General features: G+C 66.2%; 19 protein-coding genes. 14 read left to right on the top strand and 5 right to left on the bottom strand.

Annotated elements, in window-relative coordinates; genetic code table 11:
- Window positions 1–22: 22 nt before the first annotated feature.
- Entirely contained in the window at window positions 23–739 is a 717-nt protein-coding gene (gene rph, locus MTR62_RS04110; protein WP_244017227.1) for a ribonuclease PH, read from the bottom strand.
- 85 nt (window positions 740–824) lie between these two features.
- Here rph and hrcA point away from each other — a divergent pair, with 85 nt between their 5' ends.
- The 3 genes from hrcA (at window position 825) to MTR62_RS04125 (ending at window position 2,929) form a co-directional block, all read left to right on the top strand.
- Window positions 825–1,868 (top strand): heat-inducible transcriptional repressor HrcA, encoded by a 1,044-nt coding sequence (gene hrcA / locus MTR62_RS04115; protein ID WP_244017269.1) that lies wholly within the window; start codon window positions 825–827, stop codon window positions 1,866–1,868.
- 17 nt (window positions 1,869–1,885) lie between these two features.
- Window positions 1,886–2,464 carry a nucleotide exchange factor GrpE gene (grpE, locus tag MTR62_RS04120; protein WP_244017229.1) on the top strand — a complete coding sequence of 193 codons (579 nt, stop codon included), beginning with the start codon at window positions 1,886–1,888 and terminating at the stop codon, window positions 2,462–2,464.
- 195 nt (window positions 2,465–2,659) lie between these two features.
- Window positions 2,660–2,929, top strand: a complete 270-nt coding sequence (locus MTR62_RS04125; protein WP_244017232.1) for a glycine zipper domain-containing protein — start codon at window positions 2,660–2,662, stop codon at window positions 2,927–2,929.
- Window positions 2,930–3,026: 97 nt separating this feature from the next.
- Here MTR62_RS04125 and MTR62_RS04130 read toward each other — a convergent pair whose 3' ends face one another.
- Window positions 3,027–3,473 (bottom strand): vgr related protein, encoded by a 447-nt coding sequence (locus MTR62_RS04130; RefSeq protein WP_244017234.1) that lies wholly within the window; start codon window positions 3,471–3,473, stop codon window positions 3,027–3,029.
- Window positions 3,474–3,544: 71 nt separating this feature from the next.
- The gene (locus MTR62_RS04135) at window positions 3,545–4,156 is read right to left on the bottom strand and encodes a copper chaperone PCu(A)C (RefSeq protein WP_244017236.1); all 612 of its coding nucleotides are present in this window, start codon (window positions 4,154–4,156) and stop codon (window positions 3,545–3,547) included.
- A gap of 193 nt (window positions 4,157–4,349) precedes the next feature.
- Here MTR62_RS04135 and dnaK point away from each other — a divergent pair, with 193 nt between their 5' ends.
- Both dnaK and dnaJ read left to right on the top strand, forming a co-directional pair.
- Window positions 4,350–6,263 (top strand): molecular chaperone DnaK, encoded by a 1,914-nt coding sequence (dnaK, locus tag MTR62_RS04140; protein WP_244017238.1) that lies wholly within the window; start codon window positions 4,350–4,352, stop codon window positions 6,261–6,263.
- Between the two features lie 81 nt (window positions 6,264–6,344).
- Window positions 6,345–7,496, top strand: coding sequence for a molecular chaperone DnaJ (dnaJ, locus tag MTR62_RS04145; protein ID WP_244017240.1), 1,152 nt, complete (start codon window positions 6,345–6,347; stop codon window positions 7,494–7,496).
- A gap of 12 nt (window positions 7,497–7,508) precedes the next feature.
- Here dnaJ and MTR62_RS04150 read toward each other — a convergent pair whose 3' ends face one another.
- Window positions 7,509–9,860, bottom strand: coding sequence for a patatin-like protein (locus MTR62_RS04150; RefSeq protein ID WP_244017243.1), 2,352 nt, complete (start codon window positions 9,858–9,860; stop codon window positions 7,509–7,511).
- Between the two features lie 70 nt (window positions 9,861–9,930).
- Here MTR62_RS04150 and radA point away from each other — a divergent pair, with 70 nt between their 5' ends.
- The 8 genes from radA (at window position 9,931) to rnr (ending at window position 20,230) form a co-directional block, all read left to right on the top strand.
- Window positions 9,931–11,340: a DNA repair protein RadA gene (radA, locus tag MTR62_RS04155; protein WP_244017245.1), complete on the top strand. Its 1,410-nt coding sequence runs from the start codon at window positions 9,931–9,933 to the stop codon at window positions 11,338–11,340.
- Window positions 11,341–11,351: 11 nt separating this feature from the next.
- Complete coding sequence (locus MTR62_RS04160; protein ID WP_244017247.1) at window positions 11,352–11,867, top strand: CvpA family protein; 516 nt, start codon at window positions 11,352–11,354, stop codon at window positions 11,865–11,867.
- Between the two features lie 7 nt (window positions 11,868–11,874).
- On the top strand, window positions 11,875–12,306 hold the full coding sequence (locus MTR62_RS04165) for an iron-sulfur cluster assembly scaffold protein (protein ID WP_244017249.1): 432 nt from the start codon (window positions 11,875–11,877) through the stop codon (window positions 12,304–12,306).
- A gap of 74 nt (window positions 12,307–12,380) precedes the next feature.
- On the top strand, window positions 12,381–14,009 hold the full coding sequence (locus MTR62_RS04170; protein ID WP_244017251.1) for an MFS transporter: 1,629 nt from the start codon (window positions 12,381–12,383) through the stop codon (window positions 14,007–14,009).
- 159 nt (window positions 14,010–14,168) lie between these two features.
- Complete coding sequence (gene phaR / locus MTR62_RS04175; RefSeq protein ID WP_244017253.1) at window positions 14,169–14,729, top strand: polyhydroxyalkanoate synthesis repressor PhaR; 561 nt, start codon at window positions 14,169–14,171, stop codon at window positions 14,727–14,729.
- Window positions 14,730–14,828: 99 nt separating this feature from the next.
- A complete protein-coding gene (proS, locus tag MTR62_RS04180) occupies window positions 14,829–16,367 on the top strand; it encodes a proline--tRNA ligase (protein ID WP_244017256.1) in 1,539 nt (512 codons plus the stop codon).
- A gap of 135 nt (window positions 16,368–16,502) precedes the next feature.
- Window positions 16,503–17,885 (top strand): M28 family peptidase, encoded by a 1,383-nt coding sequence (locus tag MTR62_RS04185; RefSeq protein WP_244017258.1) that lies wholly within the window; start codon window positions 16,503–16,505, stop codon window positions 17,883–17,885.
- A gap of 74 nt (window positions 17,886–17,959) precedes the next feature.
- Window positions 17,960–20,230: a ribonuclease R gene (rnr, locus tag MTR62_RS04190; RefSeq protein WP_244017260.1), complete on the top strand. Its 2,271-nt coding sequence runs from the start codon at window positions 17,960–17,962 to the stop codon at window positions 20,228–20,230.
- A gap of 120 nt (window positions 20,231–20,350) precedes the next feature.
- Here rnr and MTR62_RS04195 read toward each other — a convergent pair whose 3' ends face one another.
- On the bottom strand, window positions 20,351–20,812 hold the full coding sequence (locus tag MTR62_RS04195) for a universal stress protein (RefSeq protein ID WP_244017262.1): 462 nt from the start codon (window positions 20,810–20,812) through the stop codon (window positions 20,351–20,353).
- A 166-nt stretch (window positions 20,813–20,978) separates the two neighbouring features.
- On the opposite strand from MTR62_RS04195, the gene MTR62_RS04200 reads away from it, so the two are divergent.
- A partial coding sequence (locus MTR62_RS04200) for a biotin/lipoyl-containing protein (protein ID WP_244017264.1) occupies window positions 20,979–21,323 on the top strand: 345 nt, incomplete at its 3' end.

Genomic DNA, 21,323 nt, shown 5'->3' on the forward strand with positions numbered 1-21,323 from the left:
TCCTCTGGTCCTCTTGCGCGGCTTACTTGCCGGTGGCCTTGGCCTGCTCGGCGAAGATCCGCTCGCAGCCGATGCGGGCGAGACGCAGGAGGCGCAGCAGCCCTTCCTCGTCGTACGTCGCGCCCTCGGCGGTGGCCTGGACTTCGGCGATCTTGCCGCCTTCGATCAGCACGAAGTTGGCGTCGGCATCGGCCGAGCTGTCCTCGATGTAGTCGAGGTCGAGCACCGGAGTGCCGTCACAGATGCCGCAGGAGATCGCGGCAACGCGCCCGGTGATCGGGTCTTCCTTGATCTTGCCTTCGGCCATCAGCTTGTCGACCGCGAGACGAAGCGCGATCCAAGCACCCGAGATCGAGGCGGTGCGGGTGCCACCATCGGCCTGGAGCACGTCGCAATCGAGCACGATCTGGCGCTCGCCCAGCTTCTTCATGTCGACCACGGCGCGCAAGCTACGGCCGATCAGGCGCTGGATTTCCTGCGTGCGCCCCGACTGCTTGCCCTTGGCGGCCTCACGGCTGCCACGGGTGTGCGTGGCGCGGGGCAGCATCGAGTATTCGCCCGTGACCCAGCCTTCACCCTTGCCGCGCAGGAACGGGGGCACCTTTTCCTCGACCGAGGCGGTGACGAGGACGCGCGTGTCGCCAAAGGCGATCAGCACCGATCCCTCGGCGTGCTTGGTGAAACCGGTCTGGATTTCGATGGCGCGCATCTCGTCGGGCGCACGGCCGGAAGGTCGCATGAAAAATACCTTTCGTGATTTTGTGCCGCCCCCTACGCGCATTAGGCTTGAGGCTGCAAGAGCAGAGCCTAAAATGTCGCCCATCATGCCCGTCCCGCCGATCCACGAATTGACCACCCGCGCCCGCGATATCTTTCGCCTCGTCGTTGAAGGGTATCTCGAAACCGGCACGCCCGTGGGCTCCAAGGCGCTGGCGGGATCGGGCGGGGTGAACCTGTCGCCCGCCTCGATCCGCTCGGTGCTGGCCGATCTCGAATCGCTTGGGCTGCTGGCCGCGCCGCACACCAGCGCGGGCCGCCTGCCGACCGAGGCGGGCCTGAGGCTCTTCGTCGACGGGATCATGCAGATGGCCGAACCCAGCGCACAGGAACGTCAGGCGATCGAGGCGCAGTTGTCCGCGCCCGGCCCGATCGAGGCCGCGCTTGAGGCGACCAGCATGCTGCTTTCCAGCCTGACCTCGAGCGCAGGGCTGGTCATGGTGCCGCGCCGCGAACCGCGCCTCAGCCATCTCCAGTTCGTGCCGCTGGGGCCGGGCCGGGCGCTGGCGGTGGTGGTGGGCGATGACGGCGCGGTGGAGAACCGCGTGCTCGACCTGCCCGAAGCGCTGGGCACGGGGAGCCTCGAGGCTGCCTCGAATTTCATCAGCGCGCACTTGTGTGGTCGCACCTTCGGTGAGGCAGCGGGGCTGATGCAGGCCGAGATCGCCTCGGGCAAGAGCGCGCTCGACGATGCGAGCCGCGAACTGGTCGAACGCGGCATCGCGGTGTGGAGCGCGGACGCCATGGCACGTCCGGTGCTGATCGTGCGCGGGCAGGCCAACCTGCTCGACGAAAGCACCTTGGTCGACCTTGAACGCGTGCGCTCGCTGCTCGACGATCTGGAGAACAAGCAGTCGGTCGCCCAGCTTCTGGAGACCGCGCGCGAGGCGAAGTCGACGCGCATCTTCATCGGCTCGGAAAACCGGCTTTTTGCGTTGTCCGGGTCCTCGGTGATCGCCTCACCCTACCGCGACCGTGAGGGCCGGGTGGTCGGAGTGGTGGGGGTTATCGGCCCGACGCGGTTGAATTATGCGCGAGTCGTCCCCATGGTGGATTTCACTGCCCGTAGCCTGGGCAAGCTTATCGGATAGCTGGAACCAAAGACGAAATGACGGACAACAAGACACAGCCGCCCCTGGACGCTGAAATCGCGAAGGAGCTGGACGGCGTGCCCGAGGAATTGCTCGACAACGGCGAGACGGATGGCAACGGCATGGAAGACGAACTGGCCCGGTTGCGTGAACAGCTCGAGGCCTCGCGCCAGGAAACGCTTTACGCCCGCGCCGAGATGCAGAACGTGCGCCGCCGGCTCGAAAAGGACATCGTCGACGCGCGCAACTACGCCGCGACCGGGTTTGCCCGCGACATCCTCTCGGTCGCCGACAATCTTGCCCGCGCGCTTTCGGCGATCCCCGCCGACCAGCGCGAGGATGAGAAGGTCAAGGTCATCGTGACCGGTATCGAGGCGACCAACCGCGAGATCGAGAAGGCCTTCACCAACAACGGGATCACGCGCATCGCCTCGCTCGGCCTGCCGCTCGACCCCAACCAGCACCAGGCGATGATCGAGGTTCCCTCGGCCGACGCCGAGCCCGGCACCGTCGTGCAGGAGCTTCAGGCCGGTTACATGATCAAGGACCGCCTGCTGCGCCCGGCAATGGTCGCGGTCGCCAAGAAGCCCGACTGAGGTCGGATCACCCTTACAGGGCGCAGCTGCGATGGCCGCGGCGCCCGGCAAGACGGCGCTCCCGCTGGGGGCGCCGTTTCGCGTTTCAAGAGCCTTCGTCGCGGGCCCGGACCAGCTTGCCTCGCGCCTTTTCCCGGAACCACCCGGCCGAGGGGCCGTTAGCTTTGGTAACACGAAGACAACGGAGACATTGGGATGCGACAGGTTTCGAAATGGGTGCTGCCCGCCTTGACGGTGTTTTCTTTCGCGATGGCGGGCTGCGCGAGCAACTATGCCGGCGAAGGCGCACTGGCGGGCGGCGCGGTCGGCGCCGGTATTGGCGCGGCGACCGGCGGTGATGTCGGCACGGGCGCCGCAATCGGGGCTGCGGCCGGTGCGGTCGCTGGCTCGCAGGTCAACAAGAAAGAGAAGGGCTGCTACAAGGTAGACCGGTACGGCGAACGTTACTGGGATCGCGATTGCTGATCTTCGGCGTTGCCGTTTAGCCGGTGGCGGCCGGCGAACCAGCAGGGCGTGGTATCTCGCGGATACCGCGCCCTTTTGCGCTTGCGCGCCTCACCCGTCATTTCCGAAAGGGGAGGATCGCCTCATAAGCGGCAAGCGGCGGCGCCCCGGCCACCGCGATGCCCCGGCCCAGGAGGAACGTGTGGCGCACGATCTCGGCCTGCTGTTCGAGCCCGTAGCGCGCCAATGGCCAGCCCGGATGCAACGCATAGGCATAGCGGCAAAACGGATGGCGCCGCGTTGGCAGATAGAAGCGCCCCTTGCTTTGCGCCTGCCAGACATGCGTCATCTCGTGGATGAACAGCCCTTGCAGGTCGATCGACGCCGTCGCGAAATCATCGCGGTAGAGCGGTGAGTGCGGGTGAAAGTGGAGGTGCCCGCACGGAGCCATGACGGTGTTGGCGGGCTGGGCGAAGAACCACCGGCTGCGGCGTATTCGAACGATGTCATAGGCGATGGCCGCACCGAACACCGAGGTGGCGAGCGCAACCTCGCCCGCGCTCAACCCGCGCTCGCCGCCGGGCGGGCAGGAGGGCGCATCAGATCGCGCTGGCGCCGCCGGTCCGGGGGGCTGCGTCAGGTGTGCATACCTTCCATGGACCCATGATCCATCGAGCCGTGGTCCATCGAGCCGTGATCCATGATGGGCTCGCTGCCCGACGGCATTCCTTTGCCCATCGTCTCGATCGTGAGCGGGAGGGAGAGCTTGTCGCCCCCGGCGAACGTCAGCGTCATTTCGGTCGTGCCGCCGCTCTTGAGGCTCTTGTCGAGCCCGAACGCCATTACGTGGTAGCCGCCGGGTGCGAAAGTGATCGTGGCGCCGGGCGCGACGGGCAGGCTCTTGACCGAGGCCATCGTGCCCCCCCTGGTCTCGTGCATCTGGGCTTCGCTTGCCCCTTCGATGTGGACGCCAACCAGCTCGACCGGGGCCGTGCCGGTGTTGGTGAAGCGGAAATAGACCCCGGCGGGACGGCCAGGAATGACCGGCAGGACGAGCCGTCCGGCCTGGGCGCTGGTGCCCGGCTTGGCGTCGGGTCCCATCGCCTCGCCGGTCATCGCGCCCATCGGCGCCATGGCCGCCGCGCCGGCGCTCGCTTCGGGGGTGGGCGTGTCCTTCTGCTGGCATCCGCCAAGCGCCGCAAGCACCAGCGGCAGGGCGGAAAAGGCTGCAATTTGGCGGATATGCATGGTCGATCGGTCCTTCTTTGCATCCGGTTCGGGCGCGGTTTGGCTAATGCCATCGCAATGGTCTTGTTCCAAGAAAAACCGCACCTATATCCCGCTTCGACGACGTGAACGTCACGAGCCGCACAAGCCGCCTTGCCTCCAATCAGGGAGGCGATCCGTGCGGTGTCAACCTTTGACGTGAGGATTGGGGATAATGGGTAAAGTAATTGGTATCGACCTTGGCACCACCAACAGCTGCGTTGCTGTCATGGACGGCGGTAAGCCCAAGGTCATCGAAAACTCCGAGGGCGCGCGTACCACGCCGTCCATCGTCGCCTTCACCAAGGACGGCGAACGCCTGATCGGACAGCCGGCGAAGCGCCAGGCGGTCACGAACGGCGACAACACGATTTTCGCGGTGAAGCGCCTCATCGGCCGCCGCTTCGACGACCCGGTGACCAAGAAGGACACCGAGCTCGTGCCGTACACCATCGTCAAGGGCAAGAACGGCGATGCCTGGGTCAACGCGGGTGGTGAAGACTACTCCCCCTCGCAGATCTCGGCTTTCACCCTTCAGAAGATGAAGGAAACCGCCGAGAGCTATCTGGGCGAGACCGTCACGCAGGCCGTCATCACCGTGCCCGCCTACTTCAACGACGCGCAGCGCCAGGCGACCAAGGACGCCGGGCAGATCGCGGGTCTCGAAGTGCTGCGCATCATCAACGAGCCGACCGCCGCGGCGCTGGCCTATGGCCTCGACAAGAACGACGGCAAGACGATCGCGGTCTACGACCTTGGTGGCGGCACCTTCGACGTCTCGATCCTCGAGATCGGCGACGGCGTGTTCGAGGTCAAGTCGACCAACGGCGACACGTTCCTGGGCGGTGAAGACTTCGACACCAAGCTCGTCGAGTGGCTGGCCGACAAGTTCAAGGCCAAGGAGAACATGGATCTGCGCACCGACAAGCTGGCCCTTCAGCGTCTGAAGGAAGCGGCTGAAAAGGCGAAGATCGAACTCTCCTCGACCGCGTCGACCGAAGTCAACCTGCCGTTCATCACCGCACGCATGGAAGGTGGGGCGACCACCCCGCTGCACCTCGTCGAGACGGTGACCCGCGCCGACCTTGAAAAGATGGTCGCGGACCTCATCAAGCGCACGCTCGAGCCCTGCAAGAAGGCGCTCGCCGATGCGGGCGTCTCGGCCTCGGAGATCGACGACGTGGTGCTCGTGGGCGGCATGACCCGCATGCCCAAGGTGCGCGACACCGTGAAGGAATTCTTCGGCAAGGAACCGCACACTGGCGTCAACCCGGATGAAGTCGTCGCCATGGGCGCGGCGATCCAGGCCGGCGTGCTGCAGGGTGACGTCAAGGACGTGCTGCTGCTCGACGTGACCCCGCTTTCGCTGGGCATCGAGACGCTGGGCGGCATCATGACCAAGATGATCGACCGCAACACGACGATCCCGACCAAGAAAAGCCAGGTCTACTCGACCGCCGAGGACAACCAGCAGGCGGTGACGATCCGCGTGTTCCAGGGCGAGCGCGAGATGGCGCAGGACAACAAGCTGCTCGGCCAGTTCGACCTCGTGGGCATTCCGCCCGCACGTCGCGGCGTCCCGCAGATCGAGGTGACCTTCGACATCGACGCCAACGGCATCGTGAACGTGTCCGCCAAGGACAAGGGCACGGGCAAGGAACAGCAGATCCGCATCCAGGCTTCGGGTGGTCTGTCGGATTCGGACATCGACCAGATGGTCAAGGATGCCGAAAAGTTCGCCGAAGAGGATAAGAAGCGTCGCGAGGCCGCCGAGGCCAAGAACAACGCCGAAAGCCTCGTCCACGCGACCGAGCAGCAGCTCTCGGAGAATGGCGACAAGATCGACGCCGGGCTCAAGGGTGAAGTCGAAGCCGCGATCGCCGCAGCCAAGACCGCGCTTGAAGGTGGCGATGCCGCTGAAATCACCGCCAAGACCCAGGCTCTGACCGAGGTGGCGATGAAGATGGGCCAGGCCATCTACGAGAAGGAACAGGCTGCGGGCGGTGCCGAAGGCGCCAGCGCGGCTCCGGCCGAGGACGATGTTGTCGACGCCGAGTTCTCGGAAGTCGACGAAAACAACAAGGGCTGACAGTCCTGATGAAAACCGGGAAGGCGTCGTCGGTGCTTCGCATCGATGGCGCCTTGCCGTTATCGATGGGGTGAGACCACAGTGTCAGCAACCGAGATAGACTACTACGAACTGCTCGAAGTCGCGCGCGATGCCGACGACAAGACCATCAAGTCGGCCTATCGCCGCATGGCCATGCGCTTCCACCCGGACAAGAACCCGGGCGATGCTGAGGCCGAAGCGCGCTTCAAGCAGTGCAGCGAGGCGTACGACTGCCTCAAGGACCCGCAGAAGCGCGCGGCCTACGATCGCTTCGGCCACGCGGCGTTCCAGCAGGGCATGGGCGGTGGCGGTCCGGGCGGGGGCGCCGGAATGGGCGCCGAGTTCGGCGACATCGGCGATATCTTCGAATCGATCTTCGGCAGCGCCTTTGGCGGCGGCGCGGGCGGCGGGCGCCAGCAGGCCCGTCGCGGCGCGGATCTTCCGTTCGACATGGAGATCTCGCTCGAGGACGCCTTCAACGGCAAGACCACCGAAATCACCATCGAGGTGAGCCAGGTCTGCGAGCCGTGCGAGGGTTCGGGCGCCGAGCCGGGCACCGGCAAGCGCGGCTGTTCGATGTGCAACGGCCACGGCAAGGTGCGCGCGCAGCAAGGCTTCTTCATCGTCGAGCGCACCTGCCCGACCTGCCATGGTCGCGGCGAGGTGATCGAAAAGCCGTGCCGCGCCTGCGGCGGCGAAGGTCGCGTCGACAAGCCGCAGACGATCGCGGTGGACATTCCGCCGGGCGTCGACAACGGCACGCGTATCCGCCTTGCCGGAAAGGGCGAGGCCGGGCCGTTCGGCGCGCCCCCGGGCGACCTTTACATCTTCCTTCACGTCAAGCGCCACAAGGTGTTCGAGCGCGAGGGCACGACGCTGCTCACCCGCGTGCCGATCACGTTCACCACCGCAGCGCTGGGCGGCTCGATCGAAATCCCCGGTATCGACGGGGCGATGATCCCGGTCGACATTCCGGCGGGCATCCAGTCGGGCAAGCAGTTGCGCAAGCGCGGAGCAGGGATGCCCGTGCTGCAGGGGCGCGGCCGGGGCGATCTGGTGATCGAGATCCTGGTCGAGACCCCGACCAAGCTCACCGCCCGCCAGAAGGAAATCCTGCGCGAACTGCAGGAAACCGAGACCGGCGAGGAGTGCCCGCAGTCGAAAGGCTTCTTCGACCGCATCAAGGACGCCTGGAACGATCTGACCGAATAATCGGGGCAGGGTTCAGGCCCCGCGCAAAATCTGCTCGCGGATACGCGATAGAAGCAAGGGATCGGCCCGCAGCCGGTCCCTTTCTTCGTCGAGCACGGCGAGGAACGCCTCGCGGCGAAAGCGGGTGAGGTCCTCGGGCGCAAGCGCGGCACCGTCGGGCAGGGTCGAGGCGATGAGGTCGATCATCCGCTCCGCGCCGTGCAGGCGCCCCCACAGATAGTCGTTCTCGCGATAGGCCCGGCTGAAGAAGGCACCGAAGGTGTAGAATTCGGTGCCGCGCAAGGGCGAACCGGGATGGTCGCGGTGGATCGCGGTGCAGTCTTCGGGCGAGATGCGATCGACGCGGATTGGATCGAACTCGTTGAGCCCTTCGCCGCGCAGCATGGGCAGGGTCGCGGTGTCGTAGAAGGGAAAGCCGAGATAGGCCAGCAACATGCGCCGGCGCAGCGTGCGCGGCATCTTTTCGAGTGCCTCGGCGAGATGGGCATCGACGATGGCGTCGGTCTGCGCGAGCGCGGCGGCGTTCCCCAGGTATTCCAGCACGCGCGCCGGGTCCTCGAAGACGTTTTGCGCCACCTCGGCAAAACCGGCATCGGGCGCGATCATCCCGCCCGGCCGGTTGTAGAGGGCAAGCGCTTCGTAAATTGCATCGCGTGCCCTGTCGCGATCAAGCTCGCTGACATCGACGTCTTCCTCGCGCTCCTGCGTCACCCGCCGGGCGAGGAAACGCAGCCTGCGGGTGCGGAACGCGATGTCGAAGCGGCGCAGGAAATCGACCAGTTCGGGCGAGCCGATGCTGCGCAGCGCCTTGGTGTGATCAAGCCCGGTCTGGGCGAGATGGTAGAGCAGGTGGCGCACCACCGCGCGGCTCGAGGATTGCTCGATCTGCGGCGCGGCTTCGAGCACGCGCTGGGCGATCATGTCGAGAATGCCCGCAAGCTTGACTTGCGCGTAGCTGTGGTAGGCGAAACCGGCCTGCTCGGCCGCCGCCTTCTGGGCCTTGGCGCGCCAGGCGGTCAGCCGCGCGGGGGTGGGATGGTCGAGGAAGAAGGTGTGGCCGAACAGGCGCTCGACCGTTTCCTCGATCTCGGGGCGCAGCGCGATGATGATTTCGCGCAGCATCGCGGTTTCGCGCGAATCGCGCTCGATCGCCTCGAGGTTGTCGCGGATCGGCTGCTCGCGCGGGATCGAGGAGAGCGAGCCGAAGATCACCGAGAAGAAGCCCGGCACATGCGCATCGCGCCGCACATCCTCGCCGATCGCATCGGGGGTGGGTTCGATATAGACGATGCGCCGGTCGACTTCGCGCGCGGCGGGTCGGTTGCGCAGCACGCTCATCGCATCGCGGAAAGGCGCGTTGACCAGCACCGAGCCATCGATCAGCGCCACCGAATCGCGATCGCCACGCCGGGTGTGCTCGGGCATGATCCGCGCCAGAAACGCCTCGCGTCCGGACCATTCGAGCTTGCGGCGCCGGGCCAGCGCGTCGATCTCGGCCAGCTGGAGCGGGGGAAAGGCGCCCGGAAAGCTCGACGTGGCGCGCGCCGCGAGAACGAGTTCGGGGATCGCCGAAAGCGGCTGCCCGGAAATGGCCGGAGTGCGGGCGTGAAAGTCGATCGTCAGGCGGTGTTCGCTTTCGAGCACGAGCGGGGGCGAGTGCAGGTGCAGGCTTTCCAGGTGGCCCTTGAAGTCGGTTGCGGTGACGAACAGGTCGAGCGGGTGCCGCTCGGGCAGGAGCGGGGGGCCGGCCGGGGCGCGGGCCATGGCCTCGAACGCGCTGGCCAGCGTATCGGACAGGCCGCGCCCGCTGAAGGGCGGTTCGAACCAGCGCGAGCGGATCAGGCGCGAGAGCTTTTCGCGCACTTCGCTGCGCGTTTCGGGCGAGACGCTGGCGCTGATCGCGTTGTCGGGGCGAGTGAGCAGGAACGATACGATCGGGCGCGCCCAGAACTTGGTCGCCGAAGACCAGGGCCGCGCGTCGGGATCGAGCAGGTTGTCGATGTCGGCGCATTCGAGCCACAGTTCGGTCAGGGCGTCGAGCGACTGGCCCGAATGGATCGCCTGGGCCAGAAAGATGCTGTTGATTCCCCCCGCGCTGGCCCCGGCGACGACATCGGCCATGACCCGCAGCTTCAGCGCGCCCTTGTCCGCGATGTGTTCGAGCAGGCGCTTGTAGACCGCCACGCTGCCGCGCACCGCGTGGGGCGAGGAGGGCGGCGCGGCGGGGGCGGCCGGATCGTGCGACCAGAACGCCTGGCTGGCCGTCAGGGCCTTCCACAGCTCTTTGGTGACGCCATGCATGTAGACCGCGAGGCTGACGCCGCCGTAGCACACAAGGGCAATCCGCAGTTCCTTCTGCCGCATGGGCTTAGCTTGGACCTGCGCGCGCGCAAAGGCAATTGCGTTCTTGCTCCGTTCCGGTTACGCCCGTCGCATGGCAAAGCCCAAACGTCGATATGTCTGCCAGGCCTGCGGGGCCATCGCGTCACGCTGGCAAGGCCAGTGCGCCGATTGCGGCGAGTGGAACACGCTGACCGAGGAAGCGCCCCAGACGGTGTTCTCCTCCAAGCACGACCTGTCTTCGGGCGGGCGGCCGATCATCTTCACCCCGCTCGATGCGCCGGGCGAGCTTCCGGTGCGCCGCGCGAGCGGCCTTGCCGAATTCGACCGGGCGCTGGGCGGCGGTCTCGTGCCCGGTTCGGCGATCCTGATGGGCGGCGATCCGGGCATCGGCAAATCGACCCTGCTGCTCCAGGTCGCCGCGCATATCGCGATGGCCGGGGCCAGGCCCCCCGGTTCGGGCAGCGCGGTCTACGTCAGCGGTGAGGAGGCGGCAGGGCAGGTGCGCCTGCGGGCCGAGCGGCTCGGCGTGTCCAAGGCGCCGATCCAGATGGCCTCGTCGACTTCGGTGCGCGACATCCTGACGACGCTGGGCGCGATGGAGCCGCCGGCGCTGCTGGTCATCGATTCGATCCAGACCATGCATTCCGATCAGATCGAAGGGGCGCCGGGCACCGTCAGCCAGGTGCGTGGCTGCGCCTTCGAACTGATCCGCTACGCCAAGGAAAACGGCGTCACGCTGATCCTTGTCGGCCATGTTACCAAGGATGGCAGCATCGCGGGGCCGCGCGTGCTCGAACACATGGTCGACGTGGTCATGGCGTTCGAGGGCGAACGCAGCCACCAGTACCGCATCCTGCGTTCGCTCAAGAACCGCTTCGGCCCAGTCGACGAGATCGGTGTCTTCGCGATGGAAGGGGCAGGGCTCGCCGAAGTCGGCAACCCGTCGATGCTGTTTCTTTCCGGCCGCGAGGAGCCGATGGCGGGCAGCGCGGTGTTCCCCGCGATGGAGGGCACGCGCCCGGTCCTGATCGAAATCCAGGCGCTGATCGTGCGGCTGCAGAGCGGGGCCACGCCGCGCCGCGCGGTAGTGGGCTGGGACAACGGGCGCATGGCCATGCTGCTTGCCGTGCTCGAGGCGCGGTGCGGGCTCAACTTTTCCAGCGCCGAAGTCTATCTCAACGTCGCGGGCGGATACCGCCTGTCCGATCCGGCGGCCGATCTGGCGGTGGCGGCCGCGCTCGTCTCCGCGCTCGGCGACAAGCCGCTGTCGAGCAGCGCGGTGTGGTTCGGCGAGGTTTCGCTGGCCGGGGAGATCCGCCCCGTCGCGCATTCATCGATCCGACAGCGCGAATCGGCCAAGCTCGGCTTCGCCAAGGCCTTCGGCCCGGCACAGGGGCGCGAGGGCGCCGGGAAGGGCGGAGAACCGGGGGAAAAGGGGCTCTCCTTCACCGGTCTTTCGATGCTCCCCAATCTCGTTGACCGCATCCTGAGCGATGCCTAGGAACGTGCGCCATGACTGGTTTCGACATTGCCGCGCTGCTGTTCGTTGGATTGGGTGCGGTGACGGGTTTTCTGCGCGGTTTCGTGCAGGAAGTCCTCTCGCTTTCGGCCTGGATCTTCGCGCTCTTCGCGATCCGGATGCTGCACACCCCGCTCACGCTCCAGCTTGAGGACTACCTTGGCACCGGGTCGAGCGCGGGCATCCTTGCCTTCGCGCTGCTGCTGCTGGTGCCTTACGCGGTGGTCAAGCTGGTGGCGCGCTGGGCGGGCTCGCAAAGCCGCAAGTCGGTGCTGGGGCCGATCGATCGCGTGCTCGGCTTCGGGTTTGGCGCGATGAAGGGGATCATCATCATCGTGCTCGCCTTTTCGGTGCTCATGCTTGGCTACGACACCGTCTGGGGCGTTTCGGGACGGCCTGACTGGATCACCCAGTCGCGCACCTATCCCTTCATCAACGCCAGCAGCGACGCGCTCGTCAAGATGATCGCCGAACGACGCCAGGCGATGCGCGAAGAAGACGGCGCGTGAGCTTCGCATGAGCGCGACGGTTCTCTATACGCCCGAAATTCTGGGGCTGGCGGTCGAACTCGCGGCGCTTTCCCTGGACGAGGGGCTCGCGCTCACCGGAGAGGCGCGTTCGCCCACCTGCGGCAGCCAGTTGCGCCTCGGGCTCGCCTGCGATGACGCGGGTCGGATCGAGCGGGTGGGTGTGGCCTGCCAGGCCTGCGCGATCGGTCAGGCTTCGGCGGCGGTCTTTGCACGCGGCGCGATCGGCCGCGGTCAGGCCGCCATCGCCGAGGCGCGCGGGGCGATCACTGCATGGCTGGGCGGCGCGGGCGATTTGCCCGAATGGCCGGGCTTCGCGGCGCTGGCGGCGGTCAAGGACTATCCCGGCCGCCACGGCGCGCTCGTCCTGGCCTGGGACGCGGCGCTCAAGGCTCTTTCCAGCGCGGCGCCTGCACGCTAATCTTGCCCCCAACAAGCCTTGTAAAAACAAGCGCGCCCGCAAACGCCGGGTTTCTGGGGGAGAACACGTCGATCATGGCCAAGGCCGATCCGCAACCTAGCCGGGCGGAGCCCAGCGTCTCCGACATTCGCCTCGTCATCGTCGCCTCCTCGATGGGCACGGTGTTCGAGTGGTACGATTTCTTCATCTACGGCACGCTTGCCGCGATCATCGGCAAGACGTTCTTTCCTTCGGGCAACGCCACGCTCGAAACCTTGCTGGTCTGGGCCGGGTTCGCGGTCGGCTTCGGGTTCCGCCCGCTCGGTGCGATGCTGTTCGGCTTCCTGGGCGACCGGCTCGGCCGCAAGTACACGTTCCTGGTGACGGTGACGCTGATGGGCATCGCCACGGCCGGGGTTGGGCTTATTCCATCGGCGCAGACCCTGGGGCTGGCCGCGCCCGCGATCGTCCTCTTGCTGCGCGTGCTGCAGGGCCTCGCGCTCGGCGGCGAATATGGCGGCGCGGCGATCTATGTTGCCGAGCATAGCGCACCGTCGCGGCGCGGCTTCTTCACCGGCTTTATCCAGGCAAGCGTGGTGGGCGGCTTCGTGCTCAGCCTGATCGTGGTGCTGGGTTGCAAGACGCTGATGAGCGAGGCGCTCTGGCACGACTGGGGCTGGCGTGTCCCTTTCCTGCTTTCGCTGGTGCTGCTCGCCGTGTCGCTGTGGATGCGCCTGAAGCTGTCCGAAAGTCCGGTATTCAGGGCCATGCGCGAGGAAGGCGAGGTGGCGGCGAACCCCTTCCTTGAAAGCTTCACTTATCCGGGCAATCCCAGGCGCATCTTCATCGCGCTGTTCGGGATTTCCGCAGGGCTGACCGTGATCTGGTATACCGCGATGTTCTCCGCGCTTGGCTTCCTGCGGGGCGCGATGCGGGTGGAGAGCACCTCGGCCGAAATCATCATCGGCACCGCGGCGGCGCTGGGCATGGTGTTCTTCGTTCTGTTCGGCGCACTGTCGGACCGGATCGGGCGCAAGAAGCCGATCGTGTGGGGCTATGCGATCACCTTGATCGCGCTGTTCCCCGCGTTCTGGATCATCGGCGAGAACGCCAATCCCGCGCTGGTCAAGACCAACCGCGAGGTGCCCGTGGTCGTGGCCGGTTCGGCCTGCGACTACAGCCCGCTGCGCGCCGAGCAGGCGACCCCGTGCGCCCGCCTGCTGGGAGACCTCAGCGAACTGGGCATTCGCTATTCGCGCCTGCCCAGCACCCGCCTGGCGATCCATATCGGTACCCGCACGCACGATCTTTCGCACGCGGCACCGGCGTCGGCCGCGCAGCGCAAGGCCTGGCTGCGCGCCACGCTCGAGGAGGCGGGATATACCTTTGCGGCGGTACCGCTGTCGTGGCCCCGAGCGCTTGCGATCGGGGCGGTGCTGATGGTGCTCATGGCGCTGTCGGGCGCGACGTATGGGCCGGTGGCGGCCTTGCTGAGCGAGATGTTCCCGCCTCGCATCCGCTACAGCTCGATGTCGATCCCCTACCACATCGGTACGGGCTATTTCGGCGGGTTCCTGCCCCTCATCTCGAGCTACATGGTGGCGAGCAGCGGCAATCCGTTCGAGGGGCTGTGGTACACCTGGGGGGTGGTCGCGGTGGCTCTGGTGATATCGCTCTGGGGACTGCCTTCGGGGCCGCCGCGCGACTTCGCGCACGAAGGGTGATGATCGCGACACAGCGAGCCGCGTCGCCGTATGAACACCTAACGCGTCGCCTGCGAGGTTAAACTGTGTTAAACTGAGCTGTTGCTGCGCAGCAAATCCTGTTGCAACGCGACATACGCAGATGGTACGGGTTGCCATAAATCACATAGAGGGATTGGCATGTCGGATAAGTCTTCCAAGGACGACAATACGGTCATCATCAAGAAGTACGCCAACCGGCGGCTCTACAACACCCGTTCGTCGAGCTACATCACGCTGGAGCACCTTGCTGCGATGACGCGCGAGGGCGTGGACTACAAGGTGATCGACGCCAAGTCGGGCAATGACATCACGCACACGATCCTGACGCAGATCATCATGGAAGAAGAATCGAACGGCGAGCAGATGCTCCCGGTCAACTTCCTACGCGAACTGATCGGTATGTACGGCAACCAGATGCAGTCGCTGATCCCGCACTACCTCGAAGCCTCGATGGAAAACTTCCGCGCCAACCAGTCCAAGCTCGCCAAGGCGTTCGAGGATAGCCTGGGCAACAACCCGCTGGCCAAGCTGGCCGAACAGAACATGGCGATGTTCCGGGCCGCCTCGGCCGCCTTCATGCCAGGGGCCGAAAAACCCGAAGCTGCGGCACCGCGCAGCGAAGATGGGGACAAGGACCTTGCCGCGCTGCGCGATCAGATGGCCGAAATGCAAAAGAGGCTTGACGCACTCGGCAAATAAGTATCTGCGCAAGGGCTTGGCGCCGGTGATTCCGGCGCCTTGTTTTTCCACCTTGCCGGCGGCTTCGACCGCCTGAATGCAGATACAGAAAGTGCGCCCGTGTCCGCTATCCGCCATGCCCTGAACACCAAGCGCGAGAACGATTTCGCCCAATGGTATCAGGAGGTTATCGCCGAGGCCGAGATGGCCGAGGAATCCGGTGTCCGTGGCTGCATGGTGATCAAGCCGTGGGGCTATGGTATCTGGGAGCGCATGCAGCGCCTGATGGATGACCGCATCAAGGATGCCGGCGTCTCCAACTGTTACTTCCCGCTGTTCATCCCGCTGTCCTATTTCGCCAAGGAAGCCGAACACGTCGACGGCTTTGCCAAGGAAATGGCGGTCGTTACCCACCACCGTCTCGTCTCGGACGGCAAGGGCGGGCTGGTGCCCGATCCCGAAGCCAAGCTCGAAGAACCGCTGATCGTTCGCCCGACCTCGGAAACGGTGATCGGCCAGGCGATGGGCCGCTGGGTGCAGTCCTGGCGCGACCTGCCGCTGATGACCAACCAGTGGGCCAACGTCGTGCGTTGGGAAATGCGCACACGCATGTTCCTGCGCACCAGCGAGTTTCTCTGGCAGGAAGGCCACACCGCGCACGCCGATCGCGCCGACGCGCTGGAGGAAACGCTGCGCGCGCTCGAGATGTACCGCGAATTTTCCGAGAACGTGCTCGCCATGCCGGTGATCGCGGGCGAAAAGCCCGAGAACGAGCGTTTTCCCGGCGCCGTCGCGACTTATTCGATCGAAGCGATGATGCAGGACGGCAAGGCGCTCCAGGCGGGCACCTCGCACTATCTGGGCACGGGCTTTGCCAAGGCGGCGGGGATTTCCTACCAGGACAAGGAGGGCGTCCAGCAGCTGTGCCACACGACCTCGTGGGGCACTTCGACCCGCATGGTCGGCGGTCTCATCATGACCCACGGCGATGACGATGGCCTGCGCGTGCCGCCCGCCGTCGCGCCGCACCAGATCGTGATCCTGCCGATGCTGCGCGACAAGCCCGAGGATGTCGAGCTGCTGGCCTACTGCGAAGACCTGCGCAAGGCGCTGGCCGGGCAACAGGCGCTGGGCGAGAAGGTCCGCGTGCTGCTTGACAAGCGTTCGGGCAAGGCGGCGGTCAAGCGTTGGGGCTGGGTCAAGAAGGGCGTTCCGCTGATCCTCGAAATCGGTGGCCGCGATGCCGAGAACGGCCAGATCACCGTGGTTCGCCGCGACCAGCTTTGGAACGAGGCGGGCAAGGTCAACTTCAAGGCCATGACGCGCGAAGTTTTCGTGGACATTGCCGCGAGCGAGCTGGAAGACCTCCAGGTCGCGCTGTTCGACCAAGCCAAGGCCAAGCGAGACGCCGCCATTACTCCGGTGGCCAGCTTCGAGGACCTCGCGGCTTTCTTTGCCGAGAGCAAGAAGTACCCGGGCTGGGCCGAAGTGCAGTGGTCGCGCCCGACCGGGGCCGCGCTCGAAGAGGTGGTCCAGCGTTTGAAGGCGCTCAAGCTGACGATGCGCAACACCCCGCTCGATCCCGCGCCGGTGGAGGGTGCCTGCATCTTTACCGGCGAGCCGGCGGTCGAGCGTATCTACGTCGCGCGCGCGTACTGATCGTCTACCAGCGCCCGCCGAGCCGATCCGCCATCAGGACCGGCTCGGCGGGCGTTCGTGTGCCCATGAACCGGAGAAGCGCGGCTTGTTCGGCAGGGCTTGCCAAGAGGGATCGCAGCCTCAAGACTGGCGGGCATGACATCGAACCTTGCTCGCCGGGGCCTTGCCCTTGGCTTCGTCACCTCCAGTTTCCTCGCGCTGATCCCGGCGTCGCCCGCCCTGGCCGAGCCGGTCGCTCCCGCGTCGCAGGCGCATCTGCGCGCCGACGTGGAAAAGCTCGTCTCGTTCGGCACCCGGCACACGCTGTCCTCGGCCACGGACCCCCGGCGTGGGATCGGTGCGGCAAGGGCCTGGGCCGCGGCGGAGTTCGCCAGGACCGGCAAGGCCTGCGGCAACTGCCTCGAGGTGGTCCAGCCCGAGCAGACCGTGACCGGCACGCGCATCCCGGCGCCCACGCGCATCGTCGACGTCGTGGCCATCCAGAAGGGCACGCAGCGCCCCGATGAAGTGGTCATCGTCCAGGGACACATCGACAGCCGCGTGAGCGACGTGATGGACACCACCCACGATGCGCCGGGTGCCAACGACGATGCCTCGGGCGTCGCGCTGGTGCTTGAGGCTGCCCGCGTCCTCTCGCAGCATCGCTATCCGGTGACGATCGTCTACGCCGCGCTCTCGGGCGAGGAGCAGGGGCTCTACGGGGGCAAGGTGCTGGCCGACTACGCCAAGGCGCGAGGCTGGACCGTCAAGGGGGTGCTCAACAACGACATCGTGGGCGGCTCGTGCGGGTCGGATGGCTATTGCGACGATGCGCATGTGCGAGTCTTCTCCGAAGGCCCGCGCGCCGACGAGGGCGATGCGACGCGCGCCGCCGTGCGCCGGTTCGGCGGCGAGAACGACAGCCCGGCGCGCAACCTCTCGCGCTACATCGCAGCGTTGGCAGGCGAAAATCCGGCGGACGAAGGACTGGCCGGCAAGGACTTTGCGGTACGCCAGATCTGGCGGGCCGACCGCATGGGGCGTGGCGGCGACCAGTTGCCCTTCCTCGCGCTTGGCTATCCGGCGGTGCGCTTCACCGTCGCGGTGGAAAACTACGACGAACAGCATCAGGACCTGCGCACCGAGAAGGGCGTGGTCTATGGCGACACGGTCGACCGAATGGACTTCCCCTATCTGGCGAAGGTGACCGACCTCAACATCGCCACGCTCGATCACCTTGCGCGCTCGCCCATGCCGCCCGCGCCCAAGGCCGATGCGGCGGTCAAGACCTGGACCGATGTCAGCTGGCAGGCGGTTCCCGGCGCGGTCGCCTATTCGGTGTACAAACGCGCGACCAATGCGGCCGAGTGGGAGGCGACGCCCCTGGTCAAGGCGACGCCGCAGACTGCGGTCAAGCTCGATGGCTTTCGCGGCGACGACTGGCTGATCGGGGTCAGCGCGATTGCCGCCGACGGCAGTGAGAGCCCTGTAGCCGGGGCGGTTCCGGGCGGGGCCTTCGTGCCGCTGGTGCAGCGCTGAGGCCAGCGCTCGGGCGGGCATAGCGCGCCGCGCCCCATTGCAAAGCGGCGCGCAAAGCCCCATTGCGGGTGTCTATGGCACCCAAGACACGGCCCGAACAGGGTCTGCCGACGCGCAAGCAGATCCTCGACTTCATCCAGAACGCGGAAACCCCCGCGGGCAAGCGCGAGATCGCGCGCGAATTCGGCCTCAAGGGGCACGAGAAGATCCAGCTCAAGGCGCTGCTCAAGGACATGGCCGAAGAAGGCCTGATCGACGGTAACCGCACCGCCTTCCACCGCATGGGTGGGTTACCAAAAGTAACCGTGCTGCGCGTGATCGATATCGAGGAGGGCGAGGCGATCGCCGTGCCCGATACCTGGCAGCCCGAAGACGCTACGCCGCCGCCGCGCATCCGCCTCGTCGAGCCCAAGGGCAAGCGCAACCCGATGGGCGCGCTGAAGAAAGGCGACCGCGTCCTGGCGCGCACCGAAGAAGCCGGGCAGGGCTGGCGCGGCTACCCGATGAAAAAGCTCGCGCTGCGCTCCGAACAGATGCTGGGCGTGGTCGAGATCGACAAGAGCGGGCAGGGCTGGTTGCAGCCGGTCGACAAGCGCGTGCGCAATTCGGCGAAGATCAGCGACCTTGGCGGGGCGGAAAACGGCGAACTGGTGCTGGCCGAGCCGGTCGGCCGATCGGTGCGCGCCTCGGTGAAAGTGACCGAAGTGCTTGGCGAGCCGCTCGCCCCCAAGGCCTTCAGCCTGATCGCGATCCACAAGCACGGCATACCCAACCTGTTCCAGCCCGAAACGCTGGCCGAGGCCAAGGTCGCCGCGAAGGAACCGCTCAGCGTCGAACGGCGCGAGGACTTGCGCCACCTGCCGATCGTCGCGATCGACCCGTCCGACGCGCGCGACCACGACGATGCGATCTGGGCCCAGCCCAACGCGGCCGGCGGGTTCGACGCGCTCGTCGCGATTGCCGACGTGTCGTTCTACGTGCGGCCGGGCGGGGCGATCGACAAGGAAGCGCGCAAGCGTGGCAATTCGGTCTATTTCCCGGACCGCGTGGTGCCCATGCTACCCGAGATCCTCAGCGCCGACGTCTGTTCGCTGCGCTCGGGCGAAGACCGTGCGGCGATGGCCTGCCACCTCACGATCGACGCTGAGGGCAAGGTCATCGACTGGCGCTTTACCCGCGCCATCGTGCGCATCGACGAAGTGATCGCGTACGAGGAAGCGCAGGCCCGCATCGACGAGGACCGTGCGGGCGAGAACCTGAAAGGCCTTTGGGCCTGCTGGAAGGCGCTGGCCAAGGCGCGTCAGGCGCGTGACCCGCTCGAACTCGAACTGCCCGAGCGCCGCGTAAAGCTCGACGAGAAGGGCCGTATCACCGAGATCGCCACGCGCGAGCGGCTCGACGCGCACCGCGTGGTCGAGGATTTCATGATCGCGGCCAACGTCGCTGCGGCCAAGGCGCTCGAAGCCAAAGTTGCCCCCGTCGTCTACCGCATCCACGAAGCGCCGAGCCGCGAAAAGCTTGTCGCGCTCAAGGACTACCTCGCGACGTTCGACAAGAAGCTGGCGATGGGGCAGGTCATCACGCCGGGCCTGTTCAACCGCATGCTCAAGGACATCGCCGACGAAAGCGAGAAGGCACTGATCATGGAGGCCGTGCTGCGCAGCCAGACGCAGGCCTACTATGGCCCGCGCAACGCCGGGCACTTTGGCCTTGCGCTCGGCTCCTACGCGCATTTCACCTCGCCGATCCGGCGTTATGCCGACCTTCTGGTCCATCGTGCGCTGGTCGATGCCTACGGCCTCGAGCAACCCGCGCCCAAGGGGGCCATTCCGGCCGAAAGCGGGTTGTCCGAACGCGACCGTGCCGATCTTGGCCGGGTCAGCGACGCCATCAGCCAGGCCGAGCGCCGGGCGATGGAAGCCGAACGCGAGACGATCGATCGCTACGTCGCGGCCTGGCTTTCCGCGCGCGTGGGCGACGTGTTCGACTGCCGCATCACGGGCGTGCAGAAATTCGGCTTCTTTGCCACCATCATCACGCTGGGCGGCGACGGTCTGGTCCCGGTCTCGACGCTGGGTGGCGAACGTTTCGCTTACGACGAAAAGGCACAGGTCCTCGCGGGCGAGCGCAGTGGGGATAGCTATGCCGTGGGCCAGATCCTGCGCCTGCGCCTCGCCGAGGCCAATCCGCTGACCGGCGCGCTCAAATTCGAGCTGGAGCAGGGCGGCGGTCGGATCGAGCCGCGCGGCAAGCCCTTGGCGCTCAAGAAGCGGGGCAACCACCTCGTCGGCGCGCGCGGGCGTCCGGCGAACATCCGCCATCAGGGGCGCGGCAAGAAGCGCTAGGCTGGGGCTTCAAGCCGCATTCTGGCGCGCGACTCCGGAGCTCTGGCCGGGCCTGTTTTTGTGCCATTTCGCGCAAGTCTATTTGCGTAAAATGGCACGTTCTGGGCTTACAAGAGGGGCTCAGTTGTCGGCGAGGCGCTCGATCGCCTCTTCATCGAGACTTCCGGGCACCACGAAGACCGGACAGGCCATGCGCGCGAGCCCCGAGCCGGTGAAGTGCGAGACCAGAGGCCCCGGTCCGCCCTCCCGCGCCGCGCCCAGCACGAGCGCGGAAACCTCCGGGTGGTTCTCGAGATAACGCCGCACGACCTTGATGTCCTCGCCCACCTCGACCGAGATGAGCGGCATCTTTGCGCCGGTAGACAGCAGGTTTCCGGCCGCGGCGGTCACCAGCGTCTCGGCACGGGCGCGCGCTTCCTCCTCGATAGTGGCCTGAACCCCGGCGAAGGCGTTGAATTCCTGCGGCGGGACGATTGCAAGAAGGTGAAGTGCACCTTCGGTTTTTGCAGCTCGGCGCGCCGCGTAATGCAGCGCCACGAGCGCCTCGTCGCTTTCGTCGACAATGACCAGATATACGCGCATGTTTGTCCTCTCTCGGGCCGGGTATCCATGGTATTGAAGTCCTGCGCAACCCATCGGGAATGCGAAAAAAGCACTTGGAGGGAGCTTGTGCGAAAGCTGCAACTTGTCCAATGAAGGAGCAACCCGCAAAACCCTCCCCACGGAATTAAGGGACATAACAGCTTCCATGCCCATCGAGATCAAGATGCCCGCCCTTTCCCCCACGATGGAAGAGGGCAAACTTGCCAAATGGCTGGTAAAGGAAGGCGACACCGTCAGCTCCGGCGACATCATGGCCGAAATCGAAACCGACAAGGCGACGATGGAATTCGAGGCCGTCGATGAAGGCGTGATCGGCAAGATCACCGTGGCCGAAGGGACCGACGGCGTGAAGGTCGGCACCGTCATCGCGATCCTGGCCGAAGAGGGTGAGGATGTCTCGGCGATTTCGGCTGCACCGGCGGCTGCGCCTGCGGCGGCCCCGGCCGCCAAGGCTGAAGCGCCCGCTGCACCGGCCAGCGCACCCGCTCCC

The organism is Novosphingobium organovorum (assembly GCF_022832435.1).
In the GTDB taxonomy this organism is placed as follows: Bacteria; Pseudomonadota; Alphaproteobacteria; order Sphingomonadales; family Sphingomonadaceae; genus Novosphingobium; species Novosphingobium organovorum.